A 26,707-nucleotide genomic window follows, 5' to 3' on the forward strand; every position below is an offset into this window, starting at 1 on the left:
AAGCGGCCGATCGGCAACAGAAAACCGGCCTCGAAGGCCGGTTTTCGCGATCTGTGATCAGAGTATCGCCCGGTATCGATCCGAGGCCGATCCCTGGCCGGACTTCTTCACCAAGTTGGCATAGACCGCCGCATATTGCAGGGCGCTGCGTTCCCAGGAAAACTTTGCCTTCATGCCCTGGTTCTGCAGCCGTGCCCACATTTTCGGGTCCTCGTACGCATGCAAAGCGCGCCGAAGCGCCAGGCGCAGGCCGTCGGTGGTGACCGGGTGGAACTGAAAACCCGTCGCGACGCGGGCCGACATCGCGGCATCATTGGCGTCGATGATGGTCTCCGATAGTCCGCCTGTGCGGGAAACGACGGGTACGCAGCCATAACGCAGCGCATAGAGCTGGGTCAGGCCGCAAGGCTCGAAGCGCGAGGGCTGCACGATGGCGTCCGAGCCTCCATGGATCAGATGCGCCGTCGGTTCGTCATAACCAATGTGGACGGCCATTCGACCGGGGAAGCGTGAGGCCGCGTCGAGGAGGGCCCGCTCGATCCCGTGATCACCCTGGCCGAAAACGATGACCTGTCCGCCGCGATGGATGATCTCGTCCGCCGTCTCGGCGAACATATCGAAACCCTTCTGCCAGGTCAGCCTGCTGACGGCGGAGAACACCGGGCCGTTTCCAGTCGTGTCCAGGCCGAACTTCTCCAGCAGCGCCCGGCGATTTTCCCGCTTTCGGCGCAGGTTGGTGGCATCGTAGTTGCGCGGCAGGTGCGGGTCCGTCAAAGGATCCCATACCTCGAGGTCGATGCCGTTGACGATGCCGCGCAGAATGGAAATGCGCGCGTTCAGAACACCGTCCATCCCCATGCCGAAACGGGGTGTGAGAATTTCCCGTGCATAGGTCGGGCTAACCGTGGTGATCGCATCGGCCGTCTGCAATCCGCCTTTCAGGAAACTGATATCACCGAAATATTCCAGCCGGTTCATGGAATAGGCCTGGGGCGGCAGACCGAGGCTGTTAAGCAGGGTTGCAGGATATTGCCCCTGGAAAGCCAGGTTGTGAATGGTCAGGACAACAGGTGTCATGCAGCCGCGTTCGCGCATGTAGACGGAGGTCAGTGCCGTCTGCCAATCGTGGGTATGGACGAGGTCCGGAACCCAGCCGGGCAGGGCACCGTCGGCAATTTCGGCCGCGGCGAGGGACAGGGCGGCAAACCGTTTCCAGTTGTCGACATGATCTGCACCCGTGTCGTCGACATAGGGACCGCCCGGTCGGTCGTAGAGGCTTGGGGCATCCAGTACGAAAAGGCTCAAACCCTCGATCCGGGTGTGGAGCAACGAGGCGCGCTCCCCCAGAAGGCTCTCGAAGGTGACGAGCGGCATGGCGCTTTTCAGCTGCTGCATCACCCGCGGATACCCGGGGATCAGTGTGGTGGTCTCAATACCCGAGCCGGCAAGTGCTTTCGGCAGGGAGCCGGTCACGTCAGCAAGCCCGCCGGTCTTGACAAGCGGGTAGATCTCCGAGGTGACCGAAAGAACTTTCATATGCGGCAAAGCCCGCTTTCCGGGAACGATCTCAGCTTCATGGCCGATCACGCTGCGCGGATTGTGATGGCCCTCGTCGACCGGAAGGTGGGCGTTCATCATGCGTCTCTCCGCCATAGCCCGTTCAGTTCTTCCAAAACAACCAAGCCCTGGCCAACGTTCCCTCTCGGGGTCGGCTCCAGGCGGAATTCGGATGCAGATGTCATGTCATTTCCCGGAACAAAAAAATCTTGCCGCCGCGACGATGGCACTCGTCGCGACCGGTAAACTTGGTCCTTGCTGTTTTTCCCGCCCCCGGAACTATTTGCCCGGCGGTACCTTTTTGGAACGTTTCTTGGCAGGTTCGACCGCCGCGGTGATGGCCGCCGGTGGTTTCGACGCGGTTTTTGCGGATGCGGCCTTGGATGCGACTGTCTTAGGCGCCGCCTTAGGGGAGACTGCCTTGGGAGCCGCGGCCTTCGAGGCTGCTTTGGGAGGTTTGACCGCCGCTGCCGCCTTGCCACCCGAAGCCTTGGCCGACGCTCCGTTCAGCGCCGCGGGCTTCAACGTCGCATATTCCAGCTTAGCCTGTTCCCAGTGCTCTCTGTCCTTGCCGGTAGGATAGCCTTCCGCTTCCCACAAAGCGTAGGCCCGCTTCTTGATCCAGTCTTGTTCGGATTCCGCCATTATTTAGTCTCCATTCGCCCGATTGCCCCAACGGATTCGCGGGAGCAAAGTTCCATGGTCAAAAACGAAAACTCACAATTCGGCCAACAGGCACACGGCCAATTCAAAAGTCTGCCCGACGGAACTTTCGGCAGCCCAAATATGTTTATTCCGCCGGGAAGGAGACACATCGAAATGGAAAAGTACTGCGATATCATCCCGCACGCAACCGGCTGGGTCTATGTCATAGATGGGGTGCAGTCCGCGTCCTATTATCACACCTATGATCTGGCTATGGATGCTGCAAAAGCCCAGCTCGCCCGCTCCGGTTCCACCCGGGACAAGGTTTTCCGGCGGCAAGCGCTGAACGGCGAAATGCTGCCGGTGCAGATCCTGGCGCAAGGCATGGCGACTTCGAGACCGAGCGGCTCGTTCCGTCACTGAGCCCGAATAAAGGGAGGAAATGAAAAGCCCGGCCAAGCCGGGCTTTTCCGTCTCGTCAGGGGCGCAACCTGATGTCGCGCCCCTTAGCTTTTCACCTCAGGCGGCCTTTTGAGCCGCTGCATTGACGGCGGACTCGGCAAGTGCGGTCAAGGCTTCGTCCGTCTTGCTTTCTTCCGCAAGGGTCTGTTCAAGAAGCGTGACTGCCTCTTTCAGCCCGAGCTGCTGAGCCCAGCTGCGCAGGGTGCCGTAGCGGCTGATCTCATAGTGTTCGACGGCTTGTGCGGCGGCGAGCAGGCCGGCGTCGAGTGCAGGATTGCCCTTGAATTCGTCAAGAATTTCCTCGCCTTCTTCGATAATCCCGTCGATCGCCGGGCAAGTCTTGCCCTGCGCGCGCTTGCCGATGATCTCGAAGACCTGTTTCAGGCGCTCGATCTGACCTTCCGTTTCGTCCCGGTGTTTTTCGAATGCAGCTTTCAGCTTCTGGTCCTGAGCACCGCGCGCCATCTTAGGAAGGGCTTTCACGATCTGGCGTTCGGCGTAGTAAATGTCCTTGAGGGTTTCATAGAAAAGGTCGTCGAGGGTCTTGGTGGCCATTGCTCTCTCCTTGGATTTTTATGAAAATGTTCGAATGGCTGTTGCGAGACATAGAACGACGAGGCGGACTGAAAGTTCCTCGCTCTCAGTGACCGCCCGGATGCGGCTCGCGCCCGCCCGGCGGTTTATCGTAGAGGCGTTCGATCGCCTCCTCCTGCTTGCTTTCCTCGCCGCTCGTCAGGCGGCGACGCTGCAGCAATGCGTAGGCGATCGCTCCGCCAAGGAGGATCGGGCCTAGCGCCACGACCACAAACCAGAAATTGTCTGCCATCGCTTTCTCCTTTCAGGCAAGGTCCCTGCGGGCCGTGCCGGGGCAGCCCAAGGGGCTGCTGATTGTGGGTTTCCCTCGATCACAGAGGCGTATCTGGGAAACAGCCGTTTGCCGCAAAAGGTTCCGGAACGGGCCTATCCCTGCCACCACTGCAGCACCTCGTCGGCGCCGGCGATCCGCAGCTGGGTCGAAAAGCGCCTGCCGAAAAGGGCGAGGGAGGCGTCGTGGGTTTCGTCGGAGGTGCTGCAGATCGCATCCTTGACGAGGATGATCGCATAACCGAGGTCGACCGCTCCCAGAATGGCCGCGAGGACGCAGACATCCGTTTCTCCGCCCGATATAACGAGCGTGGTCACGCCCTGATCTTGCAGGAAATGATGGAGCCGACCGTCGAGCCAGGGTGAATAGACCGGTTTGTCGAAGACGAGTGCTGGCGGAACAAAGGCTCTGAGCTCCGGCAGGATGTCGACCATCTCGTCGCCGAGCCGCTCGCGCGTCATCATCGCCCATTTCTCGTAATAGCTGCGCCAGCTTCCTCCTGCTTCGGCGGATGTTCTCGGAGGCACAAAGCGGGTGAAAATCGTCTCGGCGGGATGAGTTCCTGTAAGTTCGGCGACCGGCTCCCGTACCCGCGGCATCCAGGGAATATGCCAGGGGGTATCTTCTGCGAACATCCGTTGCATATCGACGCAAAGATGTCGGCAGCGGTTCGGGTCTTCCATGGCGCATTTACTCCGTCAGCGTTCACGAACGGCGGCCCGCGGGCAAAAGTTCCGGCGAAGAGGAACTTGAGGTGCGCGGATCGCGTTGCCTGTTGGGAATGGAGATGACTGCCGAAGGGAAGAGAAAATGCAGGACAGCCTTAAGATCTACCGCCTGGTGCCGATCGCGCCGCCCCATGATCCGAACTGGCAGAACTCGCCTCCGCAGGGCGAAGTGATCGTCCGCGCAAGGACGGCAGGCGACGCCCGTCTCGTTGCGAGCGAAGCGGAACTCGACTTTACCGAAATCGACGCCTTGCCCTCAGAAGGCAATTCCACACAGATGGCCAGCGCCTTCCGCAGCGAAAAACTCTATACGGTGATCGAGGACGAGAGCGGGCGGTTTGATGCGAAAGGCCCGCGAGGCGTGGTGGAGGGACAGGTCAGGATCGACAATCTGATATCGACCCAGCTCTAGCCGATATTGACCGGCTCAAGGTCGTCAGTCGGCCCCATTGGTCTTGCCGTTGAGCGCCTTCTGCAGCTCGCGGGCCAGTTCGAGCAGGCGGTCGGGAATTTCCTCCTTCTCGATTTCGGTGAGCAGGACCGAAACCCGGCGATTGACGCGCCGTCCCATCCTGACTTCCTGTTCCTCAACCGGACTATTCTGCTTCGCCATCCCGACCTCGTCATCGATATCCGGCCAATCCAAGCCGAAGTTGCCCGCCCCGCCAAAATTTGCAGTATTCCTCCTTACCGCAATATGCTTGGCTTCGGATATCCCGAAAAAGTCACAGGCCATAAATCAAATCAGGCGACTTCCTATCCAGGAAGCCGCCTGATTTGTTCCAGGACCCTGCCGAGAATCGTCTAATGCTTGGGCGGTTTCGGTGTGCCCGCGGGAATGGACGTCACCGTGGTCGAAACCGGATCGCTTGCCGGGAAGGTATCTTCCAACCCTTCGTTCAGCTGTTCTTCCAGTTCCTGGCTCTCGTGTTTCGAGCGTGCGGAGCGTTCGGCCGTCTTCTTGTCCCACTCCTTGCGGGGAGCGTTCGGGCTGTTGTTCGTGCTCATGGAAATACCCTCCTGTGCTGCGTCTGGAAGAAAACGGCTTCTCCTGCCGTTTGTTCCGGAACCAAGCCGGTGCGGCATGGGTTATCGCCGCAAAAGAAGGAGGTTCTCCGTGGCACCGCGCGTCTTCTGGAAAGGCTATCTGAAGCTTTCGCTCGTCACCTGCCGCGTGACGATGACGCCGGCGATCTCGGAAGGGGCGAAGGTGCGGTTCCACAACATCAACCGCAAGACCCAGAACCGGGTGCTGAGCCAATATGTGGATGCCGAGACCGGCGAGGCGGTCGAAGACGACGACCAGGTGAAGGGTTATCCCAAAGACGAGGAAAACTACGTGCTCTTCGAGGATGATGAGCTCGAGGATGTGGGACTGGAAAGCACCCGAACGATCGATATCGAGAGGTTTGTCCCGGCGGGTTCCATCGGATGGATCTGGTATGACAGACCGCATTATCTCGCCCCGGACGACGAGGTGAGCGCGGAAGCCTTCGCGGTCATCCGGGAGGCAATGGCCAAGACGAAGACTGGCGGGATCGCGCGGCTCGTAATGTATCGCCGCGAGCGCGCGGTGCTGCTGCTGCCGAAGGACAAGGGAATTGTCGTCTGGACGCTGCGCTACGGAGACGAAGTGCGCGATGCCGACGAGTATGCGGCGGAAGCGCTGCGAGAAAAGCCCGAAGCCCGGCATCTGACGATGCTGAAGAAGGTGATAGAGGAACGGACGGAGGCCTGGCAGCCTTCCATGGTCGACGATCCGGTCCAGGACCGGCTGCTGGAAATCATCGCCGAGCGCAAGAAAGGCCGCAAGGCGAAGAAACGGCCCGAAGAGAAAACCCCAGAGCGGACGAGCAATGTCATCGATATTACCGCCGCCCTGAAGAAGAGCCTCGAGGCGGAGCGCAAGTCGACGCGAAAATAGAAGCTATTTCTTCTTCTTCTCCTTAAATTCAATCGGCGTCTCCGCTCTGCGGAAATCGCCCCAGGGGTCGCTTGTCTGTTGAGAGATTCGGGCGGGCGCGTTGTTGACGGTGAAATAATTCGGGCCGATCGCGCCGCCGAGTTCTTCCCAGGCGACCGGCATGGAGACCGGGGCGCCAGGGCGGGCACGAGTGGAGTAGGGAGCGACGGCGGTCGCGCCGCGGCCATTGCGCAGGTAGTCGATCAGGATCTTTCCCTTGCGCTTCGATTTGGTGATGGTCGAGACGTATTTGTCCGGGTCGTCGCCGGCCATGCCGTCGGCGAGCGCCTTCATTGCGGCTTTGACTTGGGGCCATTCCGCTTTCGGCTTCACGGGCGCCACGACATGCAATCCTTTGCCGCCCGATGTCTTGACGAAGGCGGTGAGCCCCATGTCCTCAAATCGCTGCTTCACCTCGTGTGCCGCCGCAATGATTTCCGTCCACGAGACGCCGTCGCCGGGATCGAGGTCGATATTGACCATGTCCGGCTTTTCCCAGTCGTCGAGATTGGAGCCCCAGGGGTGGACCTCGAGCGTCGCGCCCTGGACCAGGCCTAGAAGGCCGTCTAGGTCGCGGATGGTGATATCTTCCTCGCTCGGATCGGCGGGATCCTTCACCAGGACGGCGTTTTTCGTCATGCCCTTCCAGCCGTGCTTCTGGAAGAAGAGCTGGCTGTTGATGCCGTCAGGGCCACGGATGAGCGCCAGCGGCCGGTTGACGACGAAAGGAGCCATCAGGCGCCAGACCTGCGTGTAATAATCCGCCAGACCGGCCTTGGTCACGCCTGCATCCGGCCAGTAGAGGCGGTCGGGATGGGTGAGATTGACCGTCCGTTTCGGCGGCTTTTCCTCCTCGGTAGCTGTCACAGGGCCGCCCTCCCGGACGATTTCGTTCGGATCCTTGTCTTCCCGCAATCCTCGGAACGCCGCATGCCGGATATGCGCGTCGGCCGTCCAGCCGCGGAATTCCACCTCGGCGACCAGCTCCGGTTTCAGGAAAACGACATCCTTCTTTTCCACCGCGGCGAGCTTTTCGTCAAACGGGCTCTTGTCGATGCGGATCTCGTTCAGCCGCTTGAAGAGGGATTGCGCCACCGCGCCGGAATAACCGGTGCCGACACGTCCGGCATGGCGGAGTTTTCCCTTCTCGTAATAGCCCATCACCAGCGAGCCGATCGCCTTGTTGCTGACGGAGGAGGGGACGTAGCCCGCTACGACGAATTCCTGCCGGGCGGAACATTTCGACTTTACCCAATCGCGCCCGCGCCCGGGGCGATAGGGTGCGTCGGCTATCTTCGAGATGATGCCTTCGAGGCTGAGCCGGCAGGCATGTTTGAGCACCAGCCCTCCCTCGTCGCCGAAATGTTCGCTATACCGCAGGGCAGGGCCGCTGCCGGCTAGAAGCCTCTCCAGCGCCTCCTTGCGCGCGAGCAACTTTGCCCCGGTCAGATCGTAGCCGTCGAGATGGAGGAGATCGAAGGCGTAGAATGTGAAGCGATCCGAGCGCCCCTCGCTCAGATCCTGCTGCAGCAGAGAGAAGTCTGTCGCACCGGAACCGGCTTCAACGGCAACCTCGCCGTCGATCACGGCGCTCGACAGATCGAGCTTTGTGAATGCCGAAACGATCTCCTCGCCGAACTTGTGGGTCCAGTCGAGGCCGGTGCGGGTGAGCAGCCTGACCTTGCCGTTCTCCACCCGCGCCTGCAGGCGATAACCATCGATCTTGATCTCGTGCAGCCACCGTTGTCCGGAGGGCGCGGCTTTCACCAATGTCGCAAGCTGCGGCTCGACGAATTCCGGCAGGTCGGCCTTTTTCGCGCCCTTAACCCCGGCGACCGCAACCTCCGTCGCTTCGGGCTCCGGAGCCGTCGGCCTGTTTTTCCTGATCGCCTTCTTCTTCTTGGGCGGCGTGCGGCCCCAGATTTCCTCGAGCGTCTTTCCGGTCTTCACCGAAAGCGGCATCTCCTCCAGAATGTCGGCATCGCCCTCGCTGCGGGCAAATTCGTCCTCACCCTTGATCAGCAGCCAGTTCTCGCGCTTTTCCCCTTCACGGTGGCCCATGCGCACCAGATGCCAGCGGCCTTCCAGCTTCTCGCCCTTCAGCTCGAATTCCATATGGCCTTTCTTGTAGGCCTTATGCGCATCGCCGATCGCCTCCCAGGAGCCGCGATCCCAAAGGAGGACGGCCCCGGCGCCATAATTGCCTTCAGGAATGGTGCCTTCAAAACCGCCATAGTCCAGCGGATGGTCTTCCACATGTACCGCAAGACGCTTTTCGCCGGGAACGAGGCTCGGGCCGCGGGTGACGGCCCAGCTTTTCAGAACCCCGTCCATCTCCAGTCGGAAATCGTAGTGGAGCCGGGTAGCGTCGTGTTTCTGGATCACGAAGCTGTTGCCGGTGGTCTTGCCCTTGCGGGTGCGGGAGAATTTCCCCTGAGGCTCCGGCGAGACCTTGAAATTGCGTTTCTGATTATAGGTTTCCAACGCCATGGTCAGCTAGCCTTTTTCTGCGGAGCGGCGGTCTTGCGAGATGCGGTTTTACCGGCGGTCTTCTTGGGCGCGGCCTTCTTCCTTGCTGAGGGTGTGCCGGCACTCTGACGCAAGGCGTCGAGCAGGCTCGACACTTTTTTCGGTTCCGCTTTTGCCTTCTTCTTCAGCTTGCGGCCTTCGATCTTGGCGCGGATCAGTTCGGCAAGGGCCGTCTCATAGCGGTCGTCGAATTCGGTGGGGTCGAATTCGCCGCGTTTGGTGTCGATGATGTGTCTGGCGAGATCGAGCATTTCGCCGTCGATCTTGAAGTTTTTGATGTCCGAGAAGATCTCCTTGGCCGGCCGGACCTCGTAATCATAGTTGAGCGTGCTGGCGATCAGGCCCTGCTCGCCCGGCCTGATCAGCAGCGTCCGGAGCCTCCGGAACAATACGGTCCGGGCAAGGGCTGCGACGTTCTTTTCTTCAAGTCCTTTGCGGATCAGGGCGAAGATCTCCGCCGACGGTTTGTCGGCCGGCGCCAGATAATAGGGCCTGTCGAGATAGGCGGTGTCGACACCGTCACAAGGGATGAAGGCTTCCAGCTCCAGCGTCTTGTCGGCCTCGGGCACTGCCGCCTTCACCTCGTCCGGCTCAAGGAAGACATATTCGCCGCTCGATATTTCGTAGCCTTTGATGATGTCTTCGTTCTCCACCGCCTTGCCGGTATCGGCATCGACCATCTGGCGGTGGACGCGGTTGCCGGTTGCCCGGTTGATGATGTGGAAGCTGACGCGATCGGACGTGGAGGCGGCGGTATAAAGCGCCACCTGACAACTCAATTCGCCAACCTTGAGATAACCCTTCCAATTTGCACGCGGTGCCACGATCAGAACTCCGTGAGAGTCCTATCAACAGGGGTATGGGCCGGTTTGTTCCGCGAGCAAGATGAACAAGCTATTCATCTTACTGGAACCAAACACGCAAGGCGTGCGTTTGCCACCGAAATTCCAGCCCATCGAGTTCGGAGAGGTAGGCAACGGTGTCTGAATCACAGTTGAATAGTGATCCTGCACGTGCGGACATAGTCAGGCTCATCCCGGCCCTCCGCGCATTTGCCCGCACTTTCTGCCGCAACCCCAGCGATGCGGACGATCTGGTGCAGGAGACGCTTGCCAAGGCGCTCGCCAACCTCGACAAATTCGAGCCGGGCACCAAGCTGAAGAGCTGGCTGTTCACGATCATGCGCAACACGTTCTACACCCGCGTCAAGGTGCTCGGCCGCGAGGCGCCGGGGGTCGAGGAAAATGTTTCCGGCGACACCGCCATGGCGGCGACCCAGGAGACCGCTGCGCGGGCAAAGGAGGTGCAGCGGGCGCTGCAGAAGCTTCCGCCGCACTACCGCGAAGTTCTGACCCTCGTGGCGATCCTCGGCGAAAGCTACGAGTCCGCTGCCGAAATCTGCGACTGCGCCGTCGGCACGGTGAAAAGTCGGCTCAATCGCGCGAGGCATCAGATATTGCAGGAACTGGGAGAGGATGCGAGCTGAGCTGTCGGTTGAGGCCAGTCGCCTTGGGGGGATCATCCATGAAATTCACGTTGATTGCCGTGGCCGTCATCGTTGCGACGATCGCGCCGGTTTTCCTTTTTATCTGATCCCGGTTCGGCCCGGATCCTGGTCCAATTCCGGATAATGCCGGAATATTCCGGACTGGTTGAAGGCGAGCCGACGATCGGACTTGAGATAGGCGTTGAGGTTTGGCCGATCGCGGACCATGTCGCGCAGTCTGGCAACACGCGGAAAAGAGCTGTCGAAGTTCTTCATGGCGCGGGGGAAGGCATAGGCGAGCCCTTCCGAAACATGAAACAGCGACAGATCCACGTAGCTTAGCGCACCGCCGATCGCGTAGCCGCCGCTTGCCGGATTGCCCTCGATGATCCGGTCGAAGTAACCCATGAACTTCGGCACGCGGTTTTTGAGGAAGGCCTCCGTACGCGCCTTGGCCTCGTCCTTCTGGTCTTCGTAATAGTCGTCGGTGCTGATCGGATGGTGCGTGTCGTGCGCTTCCATCACGAAATCGGCGATCGTGAGCTGCAGGCCGTGCGCAAAGATCCGGTACTTCTCGTCCTTCGGAACCAGATTCAGTTTCGGGCCGAGATAGTGCAGGATGTTGGCCACATGGGAGACGATGATGTCGCCATCCTTGAGAAACGGCGGAGCAAAGGGCGTGCAGAGATAACCGTGTTTACCACGCAGATATTCCATCATGGCGGACATCCCGTGGCTGGTTCGCACCACGTCGAGATATTTGGCGCCGGCTTCCTCGAGAGCGAGGCGCACGAATTCGCCCCGGCCGGGAATGCCGTCCCAGTAATAAAGTTCGTATGCCATGCCTACTCCACAAAATCCGCGATCTTCCTCAGGTCCTCAACAAACCGGGCCCTGTTCATTTCCGCATCCGGCTGATCCATGGTCCGCAGCAATGCCGAGGGATGGATGGTGACGAGGACCGGCAGCCCGTCTGGCGAACGCAACACGGTTCCCCGGTCGCGGGTGACCTTGGCCTGCCGTCCCAGTAAGGAATAGAGCGCCGTCGCGCCCAGCGCCACGGCAAGTTTCGGCTTCACCAGCCGCAGTTCGGCCGCCAGCCACCAGGCACAGGCCTGCACTTCGCCGGCATTCGGCTTTGCGTGGATGCGGCGCTTGCCGCGGGCGGCGAACTTGAAATGCTTGACGGCGTTGGTGACGTAGCAGAGGTCGCGGTCGACGCCCGCTTCGTCGAGGCAGCGGTCCAGCAGCCTGCCGGCCGGCCCCACGAAGGGTTTGCCCGCTAGGTCTTCCCTGTCCCCCGGCTGTTCGCCCACGAACAGGATCCTTGCCCGTCCGGGCCCTTCACCGAAGACGAGATGGGTGGCGTTTTTATAAAGATCGCAACGGGTGCAATTTTCCGCGTCGTTCCTGACGTCGGAAATGTGGTCTCCGTCTGCGCCCGTCGTTTCGAAAGCGGGGCCTTTGCGGGAGGTCAGCATGCCGGAACTCCTTGATGTGGCAGAACCAGCTCGACTGCCGCAGGTTCCGGAAAATCGAGCGGGGGAATGTCCGGTCGTGCTGGAACCTTTCCGCCAAGCTCGGGTTAAAGGCGCAGAGCGCGGATTGTTCCCACGCGGCTTCATATCTTTTTTGCGGACAGGGTTTTTCAAAATGGCCATCAAGATCACCGCGATCCTCTTTACGTTGATCGGGATCGCGCTGGCCGTCGGCGGCGGCCAGTTGGTGCTGCTCGGCGGAAGCGCCTATTATCTTATCTGCGGTCTGGGTTTCGTGCTGACTGCAATTCTTCTTTTCCTCAGGAAGTCCGTGGCGCTCAGGGTCTATGCGGTCCTCGTGCTGGCGTCGCTCGTCTGGGCGATCTGGGAGGTCGGCTTCGACTGGTGGCAGCTTGGACCGCGCGGAGGTGTCATCATTCTTTTGGGCCTTTGGCTGCTCACGCCCCCGATCCGGCAGCCGCTTGGCTTTCTCAGCCCTACCGGCGCACGTTATGGCGCAAGTGCCACGCCGCTTGCGATCTCGCTGGCGATTGCCATTGCGGTCGCCGTCCTCTCGATGTTTATGGATCCGCTCAGCAAAACCGGCGAATTGCCGACACAGTCGGTGGCGGCGGCGCCCGCCATGGGCGGAAACGTACCCCCCGGCGAATGGCATCAGTATGGACGCACGCCTTTCGGCCAGCGTTATTCGCCTCTCGACCAGATCAACCTGGACAATGTTGCCAACCTCACGGAGGTCTGGCGCTACCAGACCGGCGACGTCAAGCTTCCGGAGGATGTGGGCGAGACGACCTATCAGGTGACGCCGCTCAAAGTCGGCAACTCCCTCTATCTGTGCACGCCGCACAACTGGGCGATCGCCCTGGACGCCACCACCGGCCAGCAGAAATGGAAATATGATCCCAATGCCGGCCTCAATCCGGACAGGCAGCACCAGACCTGCCGGGGCGTGTCCTATTACAAGGATCCGGCAGCGGCGGCCGGAACGCCCTGCGCGGAACGCGTCTATCTGCCGACTTCGGATGCACGCCTGATTGCGCTCGATGCGGCAAACGGCCAGGTCTGCCCATCCTTCGCCGACAACGGCACGCTGCGTCTCGAGGCCGGCATGAAATACAATCCGGCCGGCTATTATTATTCCACGTCGCCACCCGCGATCGCCGGCAACAAGATCATCATCGGCGGGGCGGTCAACGACAACTATTCCACTCAGTCGCAGTCGGGCGTCATCCGGGCCTTCGACGTCAATACGGGACAACTGATCTGGAACTGGGATTCGGGCAATCCGGGGCAGACGCAGCCGCTTCAGCCCGGCCAGACCTACACGACGAATTCGCCGAACAGCTGGTCCGTCTTCAGCGTCGATGAAGAACTGGGGCTCGTCTATATCCCGCTCGGCAACCAGGTTCCCGACCAGCTGGGCATGGGCCGCAGCGAAAGCGTCGAAAAATATTCATCCTCCATCGTGGCGCTCGACCTCAATACCGGTGCGGACCGCTGGGTGCGCCAGACGGTGCATCACGACCTCTGGGACATGGACGTTCCCGCCCAGCCGGTGCTTCTCAACATCACCAAGCCGGACAACAGCGTCGTACCGGCGCTGGTCGGACCGACCAAGCAGGGCGATATCTACGTGCTCGATCGGCGCACCGGCGAGCCGATCATTCCGGTGACGGAAGAACCGGCGCCGGGAGGGGCGATCCCTGAGGATTTCACCGCTCCGACGCAGCCGACATCCGCCTTGACCTTCAAGCCGGAGCCGCTTGAGGAAAAGGACATGTGGGGCGTCACCATGTTTGACCAGATGGTGTGCCGTATCCGCTATCACCAGTACAACTACCAGGGCCGTTACACGCCGCCGTCCCTCAGGGGCACAATCGTCTATCCCGGCAATTTCGGCACCTTCAACTGGGGCAGCGTCGCGATCGACCCGGAACGGCAGGTGATGTTCGGCATGCCCACCTATCTCGCCTTCACTTCGCGCCTGGTGCCGCGCTCCGAGATCCCGCCGAAGGAGCAGGATCAGAAGGGCAGCGAACAAGGCCTTAACCGCAATGAGGGGGCACCCTACGGCGTGTATATGGGACCTTTCCTCGGCCCCTTGCAGATCCCCTGCCAGGCGCCGCCCTGGGGTTATGTCGCCGCTGCCGATCTGCGGACAGGCGAGATCGCCTACAAGCGCCGCAACGGCACCGTCTACGATATGACGCCGCTGCCTCTGCCTTTCAAGGTCGGGGTGCCCGGCATCGGCGGTCCGATGATCACCAAGGGCGGCCTGGCATTCCTCGGGGCGGCCGTCGACAACTATTTGCGGGCCTATAACCTCACCACCGGCGAGGAACTCTGGAAGGCGCGGCTGCCCGCCGGTGGGCAGGCCACGCCGATGACCTATGCGGTCGACGACGGCCGTCAATTCGTGGTGATGGTGGCCGGCGGCCACGGCTCGGTCGGCACCAAACCGGGCGACTACGTCATCGCCTACGCGCTGCCGCGCTGACGAATGGCCTGGAGTGCTCGAAGGCCCGAAGGTCTTGCCTTCGGGCCTTCGCCGTGATCGCTTCAAAAGCCCGCAAGGCCCTTGGCGCTGATCTCGTTTCGGACGTCTGTGACGCCAGCGACGCCGCGTGCGACTTCCCCGGCTCGGGCGATCTCGCGTTCCTGCAGGACAGTGCCTGCCAGCGTGACGGTTGCACCATGGGCCGTCACAGTCACGTCGGAGGCGTCTATGCCGCCGGCGGATGCGAGCGCATCGGAAACGGCGCCTTCCAGGGTGGCGCTCGGCGGAAATTCCGCTTCGACTTCCGGCGGTGTCTCGTGAAAATGCTGATGTTTGAAAACCATTGATCGCTCTCCGTTCCTGTCAAGGTCCGGCCAAACAACGTTTGTCGTAGCGAATTGGTTCAGGCTGCGCCCGCCAATACCGAGGCGATGGTTTCCTGAAGCTGGTTCTGCGAGAATGGCTTCGGCAGCCTTGGCAGACGGTTGTCGCCGCCCGAAGGCAGTTCGGCGTAACCGGTTGCCAGGACGACCGGAAGCCCCGGCCATTCCTCGCGGATGGCGGCTGCAAGTTCCGAACCGGTCATGCGCGGCATCGAATGATCCGTGATGACAAGGTCGACTTTGTGAGCGCCGCTTTTCAGCTCCCGGAGCGCGTCGACGCCGCTGTAGGCTTCGATCACGGTGTGACCGAGGTCCTCCAGCATCAGCGTCGTGTTCATCAGCACGAGAGCGTCGTCATCGACAGCCAGGATGGTCAGATTGCCTTTGGGAGGGTCGACAAGCGCGGACATCGCCGTCTCAGAAGGTGGAGGGCAGTCGTTGACATCGGCGACGGGGAGGAGCAGCGAAACGGTCGTCCCGTGCCCCTTTTTGCTCTCGATCAACAGCTTGCCGCCGGATTGTTCGGTCAGGCCCTGCACCATGGAGAGCCCGAGACCGGTACCTTTGCCGACACCCTTGGTGGTGAAGAACGGTATGGCGGCCCGTGAGATCGTCTCGCTGTCCATGCCTTCCCCGGTATCGGCCACGGACAGCCGGACATAGTGGCCGGGCTTCAGCTGCTTGTGATGTTCGTCCGCGACATAGTCTTCGGCAGCAATCGTAATCAGGCCGCCGCCGGGCATGGCATCGCGGGCATTGACGACAAGATTGAGGAGGGCCGTTTCGAGCTGCACAGGATCCGTGACGACCGGAGCCACATTGCCTGAAAATCGCGTTTCGATGCGCACCTCGGCGCCAAGCGACCGCTGAACGAAGTCCATCATGTTGCCGATCAGCGCGGGGGCATCGACCGTCTGCATGTTGAGTTGCTGGCGGCGGGAGAAGGCCAGCATGCGCTGCGTCAGCGCGGCACCCCGCTCGGCGCCCTGGATGGCGTTGTCGAGCAACGGCGTGATCGAAGGGTCCTGAGGCAATCGCTTCTTCAGAATTTCAAGGCTGCCGAGGACTGCCATCAGGAGATTGTTGAAATCATGGGCGACGCCGCCGGTGAGCTGGCCGATCGCCTCCATCTTCTGGGCTTGAAAGAGCTCTTCCCGGGCCTTTGCAAGTTCCTTCTGCGCCTCGATCTTTTCGGTGATGTCGCGGGTGATCTTGGCAAAACCGATAAGCTCGCCGTTGTCGTCGTGGATCGCATCGATGATCACATGAGCCCAGAACCGGGTACCGTCCTTGCGCTGCCGCAGGCCCTCCCTCTCGGTCCGCCCTTCTTTCCTGACCATATCGAGGCTGCGCTGCGGCTCGCCGCGTTCGCGGTCTTCCTCCGTATAAAATTGAGAGAAGTGTTTTCCGACGATTTCCTCGGCCTGGTAGCCCTTGATGCGTTCAGCGCCGACGTTCCAGCTGCTGACGTAGCCGTCGGGATCGAGCATGTAGAGCGCGTAGTCGGAGATGCCCTGAACGAGAATCTGGAATTGCCGCTCGCTCCGCCTGAGCTCGAGTTCGGCCTGTTTCCGCTCCGTTAGATCGCGGGTTACCTTGGCGAAACCCAGAAGTTCGCCCGATCTGCTCCATATCGGATCGATGATGACATGAGCCCAGAAGCGGTTGCCGTCCTTTCGCACCCGCCAGCCCTCGCTTTCGAAGCGGCCTTCGCTCGCCGCCGTCCGCAAGGCCTTTTCCGGCAGACGGGCTAGGCGGTCTTCGGGGGTGTAAAAGTGTGAAAAATGCTTTCCAAGCACTTCCCAGGCTTCGTAGCCTTTAAAGCGTTGCGCTCCCGGGTTCCAGCTCACGATCCGGCCGTCCGCATCCAGCATAAAGATCGCATAATCGGTAATTGCGTCCACGAGAAGTCTATAGCGCTCCTCATCAAGCAACGAGACGTCGTAACTTTGCGTCATACTCATTAATCGTCCCCAGCGCCGGCGGATCGCGCGGCGCGACGTAGCGTAACGTGCAACGCCCGGAATGGTTCCCGCCACGGTGCGACCTTAACACGATTCGCCCCTTTCGGCGGAGTCGGCGTTGACAAACACATGTGATGAGTTTACGACTGACGAAATATGAAATTCGTCAGTCGTAAACAGAAGGCCGCCAGCAAGATGGATTCCATGGAGCAGACCCTGGAGACAACGAAGCAGGAGAACGTCACCCGCATCCTCGATGCGGCAGAGCGTCTCTTCAAGCACTACGGCTACACAAAGACCAATGTCGCCGATATCGCCCGCGATCTCGGCATGTCGCCGGCCAACATCTACCGTTTCTTCTCCTCGAAGGCGGACATCCACCAGGCGCTCGCCCGGCGCATGCTGGAAGCAAGCCAGGCCGTCGCGCTTGAAAACGCAAGGCGCCCGGTAAGCGCGACAGAACGGATCCGCGACCATTTCCTGCAGCAGCACCGCATCACGGTCGAAACGTTTCTCCATGAGAACAAGGTGCACGAGATGGTGGTGATCGCCATCGAGGAGCAGTGGGGGGCCGTGCAGGACCACATCGAGAAGATGCGCGTCATCGTCGCCGGCCTCATCCGCGAAGGTATCGAGACTGGCGAATTCCGCGAGCAGAATCCGGACGTGGCGGCGGAATGCTGCTGCTCCAGCATGGTTGTGCTCTGCCATCCGCAGATCGTTGCCGAGTGTCTGGTCGAGAACCGGCACAGTACCCCTGCCGATATCGTGGAATTCGTTTTGCATGCATTGAAGTGATCGGCGCCGGACGCGCCTTTTTCGTTACCCGCTATTAGGAGTGCGGACCATGTTTGTCGTGACGCCCAGAAATCACGTGTCTTTTTTCTCCAAGGCTCTGGCGCTTGCTGCAGCGCTCGCCGTCCTCACCGCCTGCTCGGAAGAGAAGAAAGCCGAAGCGCCGGAAGTGGTGCGCCCCGTGAAGGTGGCTGAAATTGCCGCTCCCGATCAGGGGCGGCGGCTTGAATATTCCGGCTCCGTCAAGGCGCGCACGGAAATGAATCTCGGCTTCCGCGTTGCCGGAAAGGTCACCGAGCGGCTTGTAGATGTCGGCGACCGCGTCAGCCATGGCGAAGTCCTGGCGCGGCTGGATAACGTGGACTACGAATTGGCGGTTCGTCGCGCCGAAGCAGATCTGGCCTCCGCACAGAAGCAGGTGGAAATCTCCGAACTTGCCTATCGCCGCGCCGACTCGCTTCACTCGAAGAATATCACCTCGCAATCGGAACTGGAGCAGGCGGCGCTTGCCCGGGACCAGGCCGTTTCCGCCCGCCAATCCGCTCAATCCGCCCTCGATCAGGCGCGCAACCAGGTGGCTTATACCGAGCTCAAGTCCGACCAGAACGGCATCGTCACGACGGTCAGCGCCGATATAGGCCAGGTCGTCAGCATCGGCACGCCGGTCATGGCCGTTGCCGTCGATGGCGGCAAGGAAGTGCAGGTTGCCGTTCCGGAAGTAGAGGTTGGTCAGTTCAAGCCCGGCAAGACGGTCAAGGTCCGCTTCTGGTCCGCCGCCGATCTCGTGCTCGACGGCAAGGTCCGCGAGGTGGCCGGCAGCGCCGATGCGCAGTCGCGCACCTTCGCGGTCCGCGTAAGCCTGCCGGAAGACCCGCGCGTGCTTCTCGGAATGACTGCCACGATCGAAGCCGCCGAAGACAACGCGGTGCAGACCTGGTCCATTCCGCTTGCGGCGCTCGGCAAGAAAGAGGGTCATCCGGTGGTCTGGATCGTCGATCGCGAGAAGGGGACCGTCAGTTCCCGCGCCGTTACCGTCGCCGATTTCTCCGATGACGGCGTACGTGTCCTGCAGGGGCTCGAAAAAGGCGATCTCGTCGTTTCGGCCGGTACCCAGTTCATGCAGGAAGATATGAAGGTGAAGCTGCCCGAAACCGTTGCGTCCCGCTTCGGCTCCGTCAGCAGCATCAGCACCGCTTCGATTGCGCCCTGATTTCCGGTTTCAAGGACCACGACCATGAACTCCTCGCATCAGGCCGATCCCTCGGAAAAAGCCTCATTCAACCTGTCGCGCTGGGCAATCGCCCATCCAAGCATCGCGCGCTTCCTGTTTGGCCTCATCATCGTCATGGGCGCGCTCGGCATCATGAACATGGGCCAGAAGGAAGACCCGGATTTCACCTTCCGCGTCATGGTAGTTCAAAGCGTCTGGCCCGGCGCCTCGATCGACGAGATGCAGAACCAGGTGGTCAACAAGATCGAGCGCAAGCTGCAGGAGACGCCGCATCTCGATTTCGTGCGCTCCTATACCCGCGCCGGCTTCGCGATCACCACCGTCCAGATCAACGGCGATACTGATGGCGAGGAAGTCGCCGACGCCTTTTATCAGGTGCGCAAGAAGATCGGCGATATCCGGCAGGAACTGCCGTCCGGCCTGCTCGGCCCCTATTTCAACGACGAGTTCGGCGATACATTCATCACGCTGCACGCGATCACCGGCGAAGGCTACAGCTTTCCCGAGCTCAAGCAGTTCGCGATCCAGGCGCGTGACATACTGCTTGCGACGCCCGGCGTGGAAAAGGCCGTCATCCTCGGCGATCAGCCGCAGAAGATCTTCATCGACGTCTCGTCCAAAGCTCTTGCCGAGCGCGGTCTGACCGTTCTCAACATCCGCGACGCGCTTTCCGGCCAGAATGATGTCGATCCTTCCGGCAGTGTGGAGACCGCCGACCATTCCGTGCGGATTTCTGTCGAAGGCGGTGTTACGACGCCGGAAGACATTCGCGAATTGCGGTTGCGCGCCGGCGATCAGGTGATCCGGATCGGCGATATCGCCACCGTCAAGGAAGGTCTCGAAGATCCCTTCCAGCGCAAGTTCCGCTTCAACGGAAAGGACAGCGTCCAGCTTGGCGTCGTGATGGCCAAGGGCTTCAAGGTCACCGATGTCGGCCACGAGCTTGAAGCCGCCTATCACCGCTTCGAACAGACCCTGCCGGTCGGCGTTTCGGTCGAGCAGATCTCCAACCAGCCGGAAGTCGTGACGGAGGCGGTCGGCGAGTTCACCCAGGCGCTCCTCGAGGCGTTGGCGATCGTGCTCGTCGTCTCGCTGATCTCGATCGGCTGGCGCTCGGGAATCGTGATCGCGATCGCCATCCCGCTCGTGCTCGCGGCCACGCTTGCGATCATGTACTACCTGGGCATCGAGCTGCAGCGCATCTCGCTCGGCGCGCTGATCATCGCGCTCGGGCTCCTCGTCGACGACGCGATGATCGTGGTCGAGATGATGGAGCGCAAGCTGGAGGAGGGGCTGCACCGCATCGACGCCGCAAGCTTCGCCTATTCCTCCACCGCCTTCCCGATGCTCACCGGCACGCTGATCACCACCGCCGGCTTCATTCCGGTCGGTTTTGCCGAGTCGACCGCCGGCGAATATGTCCGTTCGCTGTTCTTCGTGGTCGGTATCGCGCTCGTCGTATCCTGGTTCGTGGCGGTCTATTTCACGCCCTGGCTCGGCTACATGATCCTGAAACAGCGGGCGCATGCCGGCACCCATCATGATGTCTATGACACGCGTTTCTACCGGCGGCTCCGCTCGACGGTCGGCTGGGCCGTCCGGCACCGGATCATCGTTCTCCTTCTGACGATCGGTGTCTTCGCCGGCAGCCTCTGGTCTTTCCAGTTCATCCCGCAGAGCTTCTTCCCGCAGTCGTCGCGGCCGGAAATCCTGGTCGACATGTGGCTGCCGGAAGGCACGGCGATCGAAGAGGTGGAGCGCCAGGCCAAGGCGCTGGAAAACAAGATCCTGCCCGATGAGGACAAGACCTTCGTTGCTACTTTCATCGGCGAAGGAGCCCCGCGCTTCTTCCTGCCGCTCGACCAGCAGCTCCGCAACCCGAACTATGCGCAGCTCCTGATCATGTCGAAGGGTGTCGAAGAGCGTGAGCGGCTGATCGTCAAGCTGAGGGACATCCTCGCGAAGGATTTCCCGACCGTGCGCGGCAAGGTCGACCGTCTCTTCCTCGGTCCGCCGACCGGCTGGCCCGTGCAGATGCGCGTGGTCGGTCCCGACAAGGCCGAGGTCCGCCGTATCGCCGATCTCGTCAAGGAACGCTACCGGCAGCAGCCGCTGTTCGGCGCCATCCACGACGACTGGCTGGAGCCGGTGCCCGCGATGAAACTGGTCGTCGACCAGGATCGCGCCCGCGCCCTCAGCGTTACCTCGCAGCGCGTTCGCCAGATGCTGCAGGCCTCCGCCTCAGGCGCGCCGATCAGCGACTTCCGAGACGGCGAGGAAACGGTGTCCATCGTCGTGCGTGAACCGGAAGCGACCCGCAATCTGCTTTCGGCCGTGCAGTCGGTCTATGTGCCGACCGATTTCGGCGGCTTCGTGCCGGTCTCGCAGGTGGCCAAGGTCGTGCCCGTGCTCGAACAAGGCATCGAGTGGCGCCGCGACCGCCTGCCGACGATCACCGTCAAGGCGACGCTGCCGGATGGCATCGAGCCCACCCAGGTTTCGCTCAACCTCTACAACAGCATGGCCGATCTGCGGGCCAGCCTGCCGGCGGGCTACAAGATCGAGATCCAGGGCGGGGCTGAAGATTCTGCCGAAAGCCAGGCGTCGATCGCCGCCAAGGCGCCGATCATGCTGCTTGTCATCCTGCTCCTGCTGATGGTCCAGCTCCAGCATTTCGGCAAGGCCATGCTGGTGCTGGCGACCGGCCCGCTCGGCATCATCGGCGCCGCCATGGCGTTGTTGATCACAGGCGCGCCCTTCGGCTTCGTCGCCATCCTCGGAGTGATCGCGCTGCTCGGCATCATCATCCGCAACTCGATCATTCTCGTCGACCAGATCGATCAGGATATCGCCGCCGGCATGGACCGGATGGAAGCGATCGTCGGCGCCGCCGTCCGCCGTTTCCGACCGATCACGCTGACGGCATTGACTGCGGTGCTTGCGCTGATCCCGATCTCGCGCGGCCTGTTCTGGGGACCGCTCGCCTATGCAATGATGGGCGGCATTCTCGTGGCCACCGTGCTCACCATCCTCGTCCTCCCCGCCGGCTATGCGCTCTTCTTTGGTCGCGAACGTAAGAAGAAGAGCGATGATGACCTCCAGCCGGCAAATCAAGGCGACCTGTTCGAAAGCCGTGAAACACCCCTGCCCATGGCTGCCGAATAATGTCGCCCGCCTTCCTCCGGGGCTTGGAATCCCCGGAGGAAGGCGTTTTGATTGTGTTTGACGGCGTCGAAGATGTAGTCCGTCACCATGCGCACCCGCGGTATGTGGCTCAGGTCCCGATGGCAGACGAGCCAATAGTTGCGCCGCAGTTCCACCTCGTCCGGCAGGACGATCTGCAGATCCGGCTGCGTGCGGGTGATGAAATGCGGCAGCACGCAGAGCCCGAGCCCGTTCAAAGTGGCCGTCATCTGGGCGAAGATGCTTGAACTCTGGAACCGCGCCTTGATGCCCGGATGCACGTCGCCGAGGTAATCCAGGCCGGGAACGAAGATCATATCCTCGATATAACCGATGAAGGGATGCTCGAGCAGATCCTCCCGGCTGCGGATTGGAGCGGCCTTGGCGAGGTAGGATTTCGACCCGTAGACGTTCAGGTTATAGTCGGTCAGCTTTTCGGTGAGATAGGGGCCTTCCTTGGGAGGATCGAGCGACACGGCGATGTCGGCTTCCTTGCGCGACAGCGACATGATCTGCTGGATCGTCACCAGTTCGAGCGAAATGTTCGGATGGCTGTCGCAGAAATCGCGGATCTTGTCGGCAAAGAAGAAGTTCGCAAATCCTTCCGGCGCGCTCAGGCGCACCACGCCCCGCTGGGCGGTCGTCCCGGAGGTTATGTCTGCGGCAAGTCGATCCGCCTCCGCCTCGATCCGTTCCGCCGCCTCTATGAAGCGCTGGCCGAGCGCGGTCAGAACATAGCCGCGCGGATTGCGTTCGAAGAGTTTTACCTTGAGCGAAAACTCCAGCCGGTCGATGCGGCGCGAAACGGTGGCGTGGCTGGTGCGCAACTGCCGGGCAGCCGTCGAGAGCTGGCCGGTGCGGGCCACCGCCAGGAAATATTGCAGGTCGTCCCAGGTGAAGTTCGGATTTCCGGTCATGATCCCCCCAAGCATCTGTTCAAAAATGCACAGATGCTGTTTGCAATTAATTTGATGTTCCAGCTTGCGTCAATGGCGGTTTTACTAAAGCATGAGGTTGGGAATGGTCGCTTTGAGGAGAGTGGCTCACCAATTTTGAACAGACTCGCACTCTGGCATCTCTGGGAGGAGAAATCATGCGAAAGACAATTCTGACGTCCCTGGCGGTTCTTCTGGCAAGCGGCGCGGCCTTTGCGCAGAGCCCATCGGACGGCAAGGTCAAGATCGGCGTCCTGAACGACCAATCGGGCGTCTATGCGGATTTCGGCGGCAAGTCGTCGGTCGAAGCCGCGAAGATGGCGGTGGAGGATTTCGGCGGCAAGGTGCTCGGCGTGCCGGTCGAGATCGTCGACGCCGACCACCAGAACAAGCCTGACATTGCCTCCAACATTGCCCGCCAGTGGTACGATACCCAGCAGGTCGATGCGATCATGGAGCTGACCACTTCGTCGGTTGCGCTCGCCGTGCAGGCGATTGGTAAGGAAAAGAAAAGGATCAATATGGTCACCGGCGCGGCGACCACCGATCTTACGGGCAAGGCCTGCAGCCCCTATGGCTTCCATTGGGCCTATGACACCCACGCTCTCGCCGTCGGCACCGGCGGAGCGCTCGTGAAGCAAGGCGGCGACACCTGGTTCTTCCTGACCGCCGACTACGCCTTCGGTTACTCGCTGGAGCAGCAGACCAGCGATTTCGTTAAGTCGAGCGGCGGCAAGGTTGTCGGCGCGGTCCGCCATCCGCTGGCGAGCACCGACTTCTCCTCGTTCCTCCTGCAGGCGCAATCTTCCGGCGCCAAGGTCATCGGGCTTGCCAATGCCGGTCTCGACACGGCAAACGCCATCAAGCAGGCGGCCGAATTCGGCATTACTGCCGGCGGCCAGAACCTCGCGGCCCTGCTCTTCACGCTTGCCGAAGTGCATGGTCTGGGCCTTGAAGCTGCTCAAGGCTTGACGCTGACGGAAGGTTATTACTGGAACCTCGACGACAAGAGCCGCGAATTCGCCAAGAAGTTCTTCGCCCGCACCAAGAAGATGCCGAACATGGTCCATAGCGGAACCTATTCGGCGGTGACGCAATATCTGAAGGCGATCCAGAAGGCCGGAACGGACGACGCGGACGCCGTCTCCAAGGCGCTGCATGAAATGCCGGTCGACGATTTCTTCGCGCGCAACGGCACGGTCGCCAAGAACGGCCGCATGATCCATGACATGTACCTGCTGCAGGTCAAGAAGCCGGCCGACAGCAAGGAGCCGTGGGATTACTTCAATGTTCTCGCTACCATTCCCGGCAAGGAAGCCTACATGGATCCTGCAAAGAGCGGCTGCGAGCTGGTGAAGTAATGGCGGTTTCCGCGACAGCAACGCATGAGGAGCCGCGGGTGGTGCTTTCCGCCCGCGGCCTCACGAAACACTTCGGCGCCTTCGCGGCGGTGAAGAATGTCGATCTCGACGTCGAACATGCGCGCGTCCACGCCCTGATCGGCCCGAACGGGGCGGGGAAAACGACCGTCTTCAACCTGCTCACCAAGTTCCTGCAGCCGACATCCGGCTCGATCACCCTGCTCGGCACGGATATCACCAGGACCGCGCCGGACAAGGTGGCGCGCATGGGGCTGGTGCGCTCGTTCCAGATCTCCGCGGTCTTCCCGCATCTGACCGTGCTCGACAATGTCCGCGTCGCGCTGCAGCGGCCGAACAGTCTCGCAACGCAGTTCTGGCTGCCGATGTCCTCGCTCGATCGCCTGAACGCCCGCGCCGACGAGCTGATCGAGGCAGTCGGCCTCAAGCGGGAGCGTAACTCGCTGGCCGCCGATCTTTCCTACGGCCGCAAGCGTGTGCTGGAGATCGCCACGACGCTGGCGCTCGATCCGAAGGTCCTGCTGCTCGACGAGCCGATGGCCGGCATGGGGCAGGAGGATATCGGCACCGTTTCCAACATCATCCGCGAAGTCGCCAAGACCCGGGCCGTGTTGATGGTGGAGCACAACCTTTCCGTCGTCGCCGACATCTGCCACCACGTCACCGTGCTCCAGCGCGGCGAAATCCTCGCCGAAGGCGACTATGCCACGGTCAGCCAGGACGAACGCGTGCGGCTCGCCTATATGGGTTCGGAGGACGCATGACCCCTCTGCTGCAAGTTTCCAACCTCAATGCCTGGTATGGCGAAAGCCATGTGCTGCACGGCGTTGACATGACCGTGGGCGAGGGCGAGACGATCACCATTCTCGGCCGCAACGGCGTCGGCAAGACCACAACGCTGCGCACCATCGTCGGCATCATCCGCGAGCGGAAGGGCGAAATCCGCTTCGCTGGCAAGGACATGCTCGGCGTGCCCCTGCACAAGACCGCACATGCCGGTATTGGCTTCGTGCCGGAAGAGCGCGGGATCTTCTCGACGCTGACCGTCGAGGAAAACCTGATGCTGCCGCCGGTGGTGGCGGAGGGCGGCATGTCGCTCGACGAGATCTACGAACTTTTCCCGAACCTGAAAGAACGCCGCGCCAGCCCCGGCACGAAACTCTCCGGCGGCGAGCAACAGATGCTGGCGATCGCCCGCATCCTGCGCACGGGCGTGAAGTTGCTGATCCTGGACGAGCCGACCGAAGGACTTGCCCCGGTCATCGTGCAGAGGATCGGCGAGGTTTTGAAGAAACTCAAGGAGCGCGGCATGACGGTGCTCCTGGTGGAGCAGAATTTCCGCTTCGCAAGCCGCATCGCCGATCGCTTCTACTTGATGGAGCATGGCAAGATGGTCGCGGATTTCCCGGTCGGCGAACTGCCGGGCAAGATGGACATGCTGCATAAAGTGCTGGGGGTGTAGGGATGGTGATCGCTCTCAGGAAACCTCGGCATTTGGATATGGAATATGGGCGGTGCGGCAGGCTCCCGATCTCCCCCCTTGTGGGGGAGATGTCACCGGAGGTGACAGAGGGGGGTAGTACGGCAAGTTCGACTGAAGAGGGTGTGGCGCCACCCCCCTCTGCCCTGCCGGGCATCTCCCCCACAAGGGGGGAGATTGGCACGCCGCGCCGTCTTCCTCAAATCGCGACGACATTGGTCAGGAGGAGCCTCGCCCCATGACGATGATCTTCGGAATCCCGCTCCAGGCATTTCTCGGGCAGCTCCTGATCGGGCTGATCAACGGCTCCTTCTACGCGATGCTGAGCCTCGGCCTCGCCGTCATCTTCGGGCTGTTGCGGGTCATCAATTTCGCCCACGGCGCGCAATATATGCTCGGCGCTTTTGCGGCGATGCTGATGCTGCAGTATTTCGGCATCAACTACTGGTTCGCGCTGATCCTCGCGCCGATCGTCGTCGGCCTGTTCGGCGCATTCATCGAACGCACCATGCTGTCGAGGCTCTACAATCTCGATCCGCTCTACGGCCTGCTGTTCACCTTCGGCCTGGCGCTGACGATAGAGGGCACCTTCCGTTATCTCTACGGTTCATCCGGCCAGCCCTACGCGGTACCGGCGCAGCTTGCCGGCGGCACGAATCTCGGCTTCATGTTCCTGCCGATCTATCGGGGCTGGGTCGTCGTGGTATCGCTTGTCGCCTGTATCGGCACATGGCTGCTGATCGAGAAGACCAAGCTCGGTTCCTACCTGCGCGCGGCGACGGAAAACCCGGTTCTCGTACAGGCCTTCGGCGTCAACGTGCCGGTGCTCCTGACGCTGACCTACGGGATCGGGGCGGGGCTCGCGGCCTTCGCCGGCGTGCTCGCGGCCCCCATCTACCAGGTCTCGCCGCTGATGGGTTCGAACATCATCATCGTCGTTTTCGCGGTGGTCGTGGTCGGCGGCATGGGTTCGATCATGGGCGCGATCGTCACAGGCTACATGCTCGGCATCGCCGAGGGCCTCACCAAGGTATTTTACCCGGAAGCCTCGAATATCGTGATCTTCGTGATCATGGCGATCGTGCTTCTGCTGAGGCCCGCCGGCCTCTTCGGACGGGATGCGTAA

26 protein-coding genes are annotated in these 26,707 nt (G+C 61.3%); 12 read left to right on the forward strand and 14 right to left on the reverse strand.

Going from position 1 to position 26,707, the window contains the following annotated elements; genetic code table 11:
• Positions 1–57 precede the first annotated feature (57 nt).
• Both glgA and C5L12_RS07810 read right to left on the reverse strand, forming a co-directional pair.
• Positions 58–1,536, reverse strand: a complete 1,479-nt coding sequence (gene glgA, locus C5L12_RS07805; RefSeq protein WP_165924136.1) for a glycogen synthase GlgA — start codon at positions 1,534–1,536, stop codon at positions 58–60.
• Between the two features lie 300 nt (positions 1,537–1,836).
• Complete coding sequence (locus tag C5L12_RS07810) at positions 1,837–2,202, reverse strand: DUF2934 domain-containing protein (protein WP_105371463.1); 366 nt, start codon at positions 2,200–2,202, stop codon at positions 1,837–1,839.
• Between the two features lie 54 nt (positions 2,203–2,256).
• Between C5L12_RS07810 and C5L12_RS07815 the strand changes: the two genes are divergently transcribed.
• Positions 2,257–2,625, forward strand: coding sequence for a hypothetical protein (locus C5L12_RS07815; RefSeq protein ID WP_105371464.1), 369 nt, complete (start codon positions 2,257–2,259; stop codon positions 2,623–2,625).
• Between the two features lie 96 nt (positions 2,626–2,721).
• On the opposite strand, the gene C5L12_RS07820 is transcribed toward C5L12_RS07815, so the two are convergent.
• The 3 genes from C5L12_RS07820 to C5L12_RS07830 all read right to left on the reverse strand — a co-directional run bounded on the left by C5L12_RS07820 (position 2,722) and on the right by C5L12_RS07830 (position 4,212).
• Positions 2,722–3,219 (reverse strand): YciE/YciF ferroxidase family protein, encoded by a 498-nt coding sequence (locus C5L12_RS07820; protein WP_105371465.1) that lies wholly within the window; start codon positions 3,217–3,219, stop codon positions 2,722–2,724.
• A gap of 85 nt (positions 3,220–3,304) precedes the next feature.
• Complete coding sequence (locus C5L12_RS07825) at positions 3,305–3,490, reverse strand: hypothetical protein (protein WP_105371466.1); 186 nt, start codon at positions 3,488–3,490, stop codon at positions 3,305–3,307.
• A gap of 134 nt (positions 3,491–3,624) precedes the next feature.
• Positions 3,625–4,212 carry a cysteine hydrolase family protein gene (locus C5L12_RS07830; protein ID WP_105371467.1) on the reverse strand — a complete coding sequence of 196 codons (588 nt, stop codon included), beginning with the start codon at positions 4,210–4,212 and terminating at the stop codon, positions 3,625–3,627.
• Positions 4,213–4,339: 127 nt separating this feature from the next.
• On the opposite strand from C5L12_RS07830, the gene C5L12_RS07835 reads away from it, so the two are divergent.
• Positions 4,340–4,669: a hypothetical protein gene (locus C5L12_RS07835; protein ID WP_105371468.1), complete on the forward strand. Its 330-nt coding sequence runs from the start codon at positions 4,340–4,342 to the stop codon at positions 4,667–4,669.
• A 24-nt stretch (positions 4,670–4,693) separates the two neighbouring features.
• Here the strand turns inward: C5L12_RS07835 and C5L12_RS28060 are convergent, their stop codons facing one another.
• Both C5L12_RS28060 and C5L12_RS07845 read right to left on the reverse strand, forming a co-directional pair.
• The gene (locus C5L12_RS28060; protein ID WP_157949003.1) at positions 4,694–4,870 is read right to left on the reverse strand and encodes a hypothetical protein; all 177 of its coding nucleotides are present in this window, start codon (positions 4,868–4,870) and stop codon (positions 4,694–4,696) included.
• A gap of 191 nt (positions 4,871–5,061) precedes the next feature.
• A complete protein-coding gene (locus tag C5L12_RS07845; RefSeq protein WP_105371470.1) occupies positions 5,062–5,265 on the reverse strand; it encodes a hypothetical protein in 204 nt (67 codons plus the stop codon).
• 109 nt (positions 5,266–5,374) lie between these two features.
• Here C5L12_RS07845 and ku (C5L12_RS07850) point away from each other — a divergent pair, with 109 nt between their 5' ends.
• Complete coding sequence (gene ku, locus C5L12_RS07850) at positions 5,375–6,181, forward strand: non-homologous end joining protein Ku (protein WP_105371471.1); 807 nt, start codon at positions 5,375–5,377, stop codon at positions 6,179–6,181.
• 3 nt (positions 6,182–6,184) lie between these two features.
• Here ku (C5L12_RS07850) and ligD read toward each other — a convergent pair whose 3' ends face one another.
• Together ligD and ku (C5L12_RS07860) are read right to left on the reverse strand one after the other, a co-directional pair.
• Positions 6,185–8,710 (reverse strand): DNA ligase D, encoded by a 2,526-nt coding sequence (gene ligD / locus C5L12_RS07855; protein ID WP_105371472.1) that lies wholly within the window; start codon positions 8,708–8,710, stop codon positions 6,185–6,187.
• A 2-nt stretch (positions 8,711–8,712) separates the two neighbouring features.
• A complete protein-coding gene (gene ku / locus C5L12_RS07860; protein WP_105371473.1) occupies positions 8,713–9,573 on the reverse strand; it encodes a non-homologous end joining protein Ku in 861 nt (286 codons plus the stop codon).
• A 155-nt stretch (positions 9,574–9,728) separates the two neighbouring features.
• Here ku (C5L12_RS07860) and C5L12_RS07865 point away from each other — a divergent pair, with 155 nt between their 5' ends.
• Positions 9,729–10,235: a sigma-70 family RNA polymerase sigma factor gene (locus tag C5L12_RS07865; protein ID WP_245422808.1), complete on the forward strand. Its 507-nt coding sequence runs from the start codon at positions 9,729–9,731 to the stop codon at positions 10,233–10,235.
• Between the two features lie 99 nt (positions 10,236–10,334).
• On the opposite strand, the gene C5L12_RS07870 is transcribed toward C5L12_RS07865, so the two are convergent.
• Both C5L12_RS07870 and C5L12_RS07875 read right to left on the reverse strand, forming a co-directional pair.
• Positions 10,335–11,078 carry a glutathione S-transferase gene (locus C5L12_RS07870; protein ID WP_105371475.1) on the reverse strand — a complete coding sequence of 248 codons (744 nt, stop codon included), beginning with the start codon at positions 11,076–11,078 and terminating at the stop codon, positions 10,335–10,337.
• A gap of 2 nt (positions 11,079–11,080) precedes the next feature.
• Positions 11,081–11,716: a UdgX family uracil-DNA binding protein gene (locus C5L12_RS07875; protein ID WP_105371476.1), complete on the reverse strand. Its 636-nt coding sequence runs from the start codon at positions 11,714–11,716 to the stop codon at positions 11,081–11,083.
• A gap of 172 nt (positions 11,717–11,888) precedes the next feature.
• Here C5L12_RS07875 and C5L12_RS07880 point away from each other — a divergent pair, with 172 nt between their 5' ends.
• On the forward strand, positions 11,889–14,231 hold the full coding sequence (locus C5L12_RS07880) for a glucose/quinate/shikimate family membrane-bound PQQ-dependent dehydrogenase (RefSeq protein WP_105371586.1): 2,343 nt from the start codon (positions 11,889–11,891) through the stop codon (positions 14,229–14,231).
• A 62-nt stretch (positions 14,232–14,293) separates the two neighbouring features.
• Here C5L12_RS07880 and C5L12_RS07885 read toward each other — a convergent pair whose 3' ends face one another.
• Positions 14,294–14,575 carry a BON domain-containing protein gene (locus C5L12_RS07885; RefSeq protein ID WP_105371477.1) on the reverse strand — a complete coding sequence of 94 codons (282 nt, stop codon included), beginning with the start codon at positions 14,573–14,575 and terminating at the stop codon, positions 14,294–14,296.
• 59 nt (positions 14,576–14,634) lie between these two features.
• Positions 14,635–16,578: a hybrid sensor histidine kinase/response regulator gene (locus C5L12_RS07890; RefSeq protein ID WP_105371478.1), complete on the reverse strand. Its 1,944-nt coding sequence runs from the start codon at positions 16,576–16,578 to the stop codon at positions 14,635–14,637.
• A 195-nt stretch (positions 16,579–16,773) separates the two neighbouring features.
• On the opposite strand from C5L12_RS07890, the gene C5L12_RS07895 reads away from it, so the two are divergent.
• From C5L12_RS07895 to C5L12_RS07905, 3 genes are read left to right on the forward strand one after another with little or no spacing between them, the layout of a single operon-like run.
• Positions 16,774–17,376: a TetR/AcrR family transcriptional regulator gene (locus C5L12_RS07895; protein WP_245422813.1), complete on the forward strand. Its 603-nt coding sequence runs from the start codon at positions 16,774–16,776 to the stop codon at positions 17,374–17,376.
• Between the two features lie 49 nt (positions 17,377–17,425).
• Positions 17,426–18,583 (forward strand): efflux RND transporter periplasmic adaptor subunit, encoded by a 1,158-nt coding sequence (locus tag C5L12_RS07900; RefSeq protein WP_105371480.1) that lies wholly within the window; start codon positions 17,426–17,428, stop codon positions 18,581–18,583.
• A 24-nt stretch (positions 18,584–18,607) separates the two neighbouring features.
• Positions 18,608–21,769 carry an efflux RND transporter permease subunit gene (locus C5L12_RS07905; protein ID WP_105371481.1) on the forward strand — a complete coding sequence of 1,054 codons (3,162 nt, stop codon included), beginning with the start codon at positions 18,608–18,610 and terminating at the stop codon, positions 21,767–21,769.
• Here the strand turns inward: C5L12_RS07905 and C5L12_RS07910 are convergent.
• Complete coding sequence (locus tag C5L12_RS07910) at positions 21,715–22,704, reverse strand: LysR family transcriptional regulator (RefSeq protein ID WP_105371482.1); 990 nt, start codon at positions 22,702–22,704, stop codon at positions 21,715–21,717. The genes C5L12_RS07905 and C5L12_RS07910 overlap by 55 nt on opposite strands.
• Positions 22,705–22,880: 176 nt before the next feature.
• On the opposite strand from C5L12_RS07910, the gene C5L12_RS07915 reads away from it, so the two are divergent.
• The 4 genes from C5L12_RS07915 (at position 22,881) to C5L12_RS07930 (ending at position 26,707) form a co-directional block, all read left to right on the forward strand.
• Positions 22,881–24,083: an ABC transporter substrate-binding protein gene (locus C5L12_RS07915; protein ID WP_105371483.1), complete on the forward strand. Its 1,203-nt coding sequence runs from the start codon at positions 22,881–22,883 to the stop codon at positions 24,081–24,083.
• Positions 24,083–24,865, forward strand: a complete 783-nt coding sequence (locus C5L12_RS07920; RefSeq protein WP_105371484.1) for an ABC transporter ATP-binding protein — start codon at positions 24,083–24,085, stop codon at positions 24,863–24,865. The genes C5L12_RS07915 and C5L12_RS07920 overlap by 1 nt, the downstream gene beginning before the upstream one ends.
• Positions 24,862–25,563 (forward strand): ABC transporter ATP-binding protein, encoded by a 702-nt coding sequence (locus tag C5L12_RS07925; protein WP_105371485.1) that lies wholly within the window; start codon positions 24,862–24,864, stop codon positions 25,561–25,563. Before C5L12_RS07920 ends, C5L12_RS07925 begins: the two co-directional genes overlap by 4 nt.
• A 256-nt stretch (positions 25,564–25,819) precedes the next feature.
• The gene (locus C5L12_RS07930; protein WP_105371486.1) at positions 25,820–26,707 is read left to right on the forward strand and encodes a branched-chain amino acid ABC transporter permease; all 888 of its coding nucleotides are present in this window, start codon (positions 25,820–25,822) and stop codon (positions 26,705–26,707) included.

This window comes from Neorhizobium huautlense (assembly GCF_002968575.1).
Taxonomy (GTDB): domain Bacteria; phylum Pseudomonadota; class Alphaproteobacteria; order Rhizobiales; family Rhizobiaceae; genus Neorhizobium; species Neorhizobium huautlense.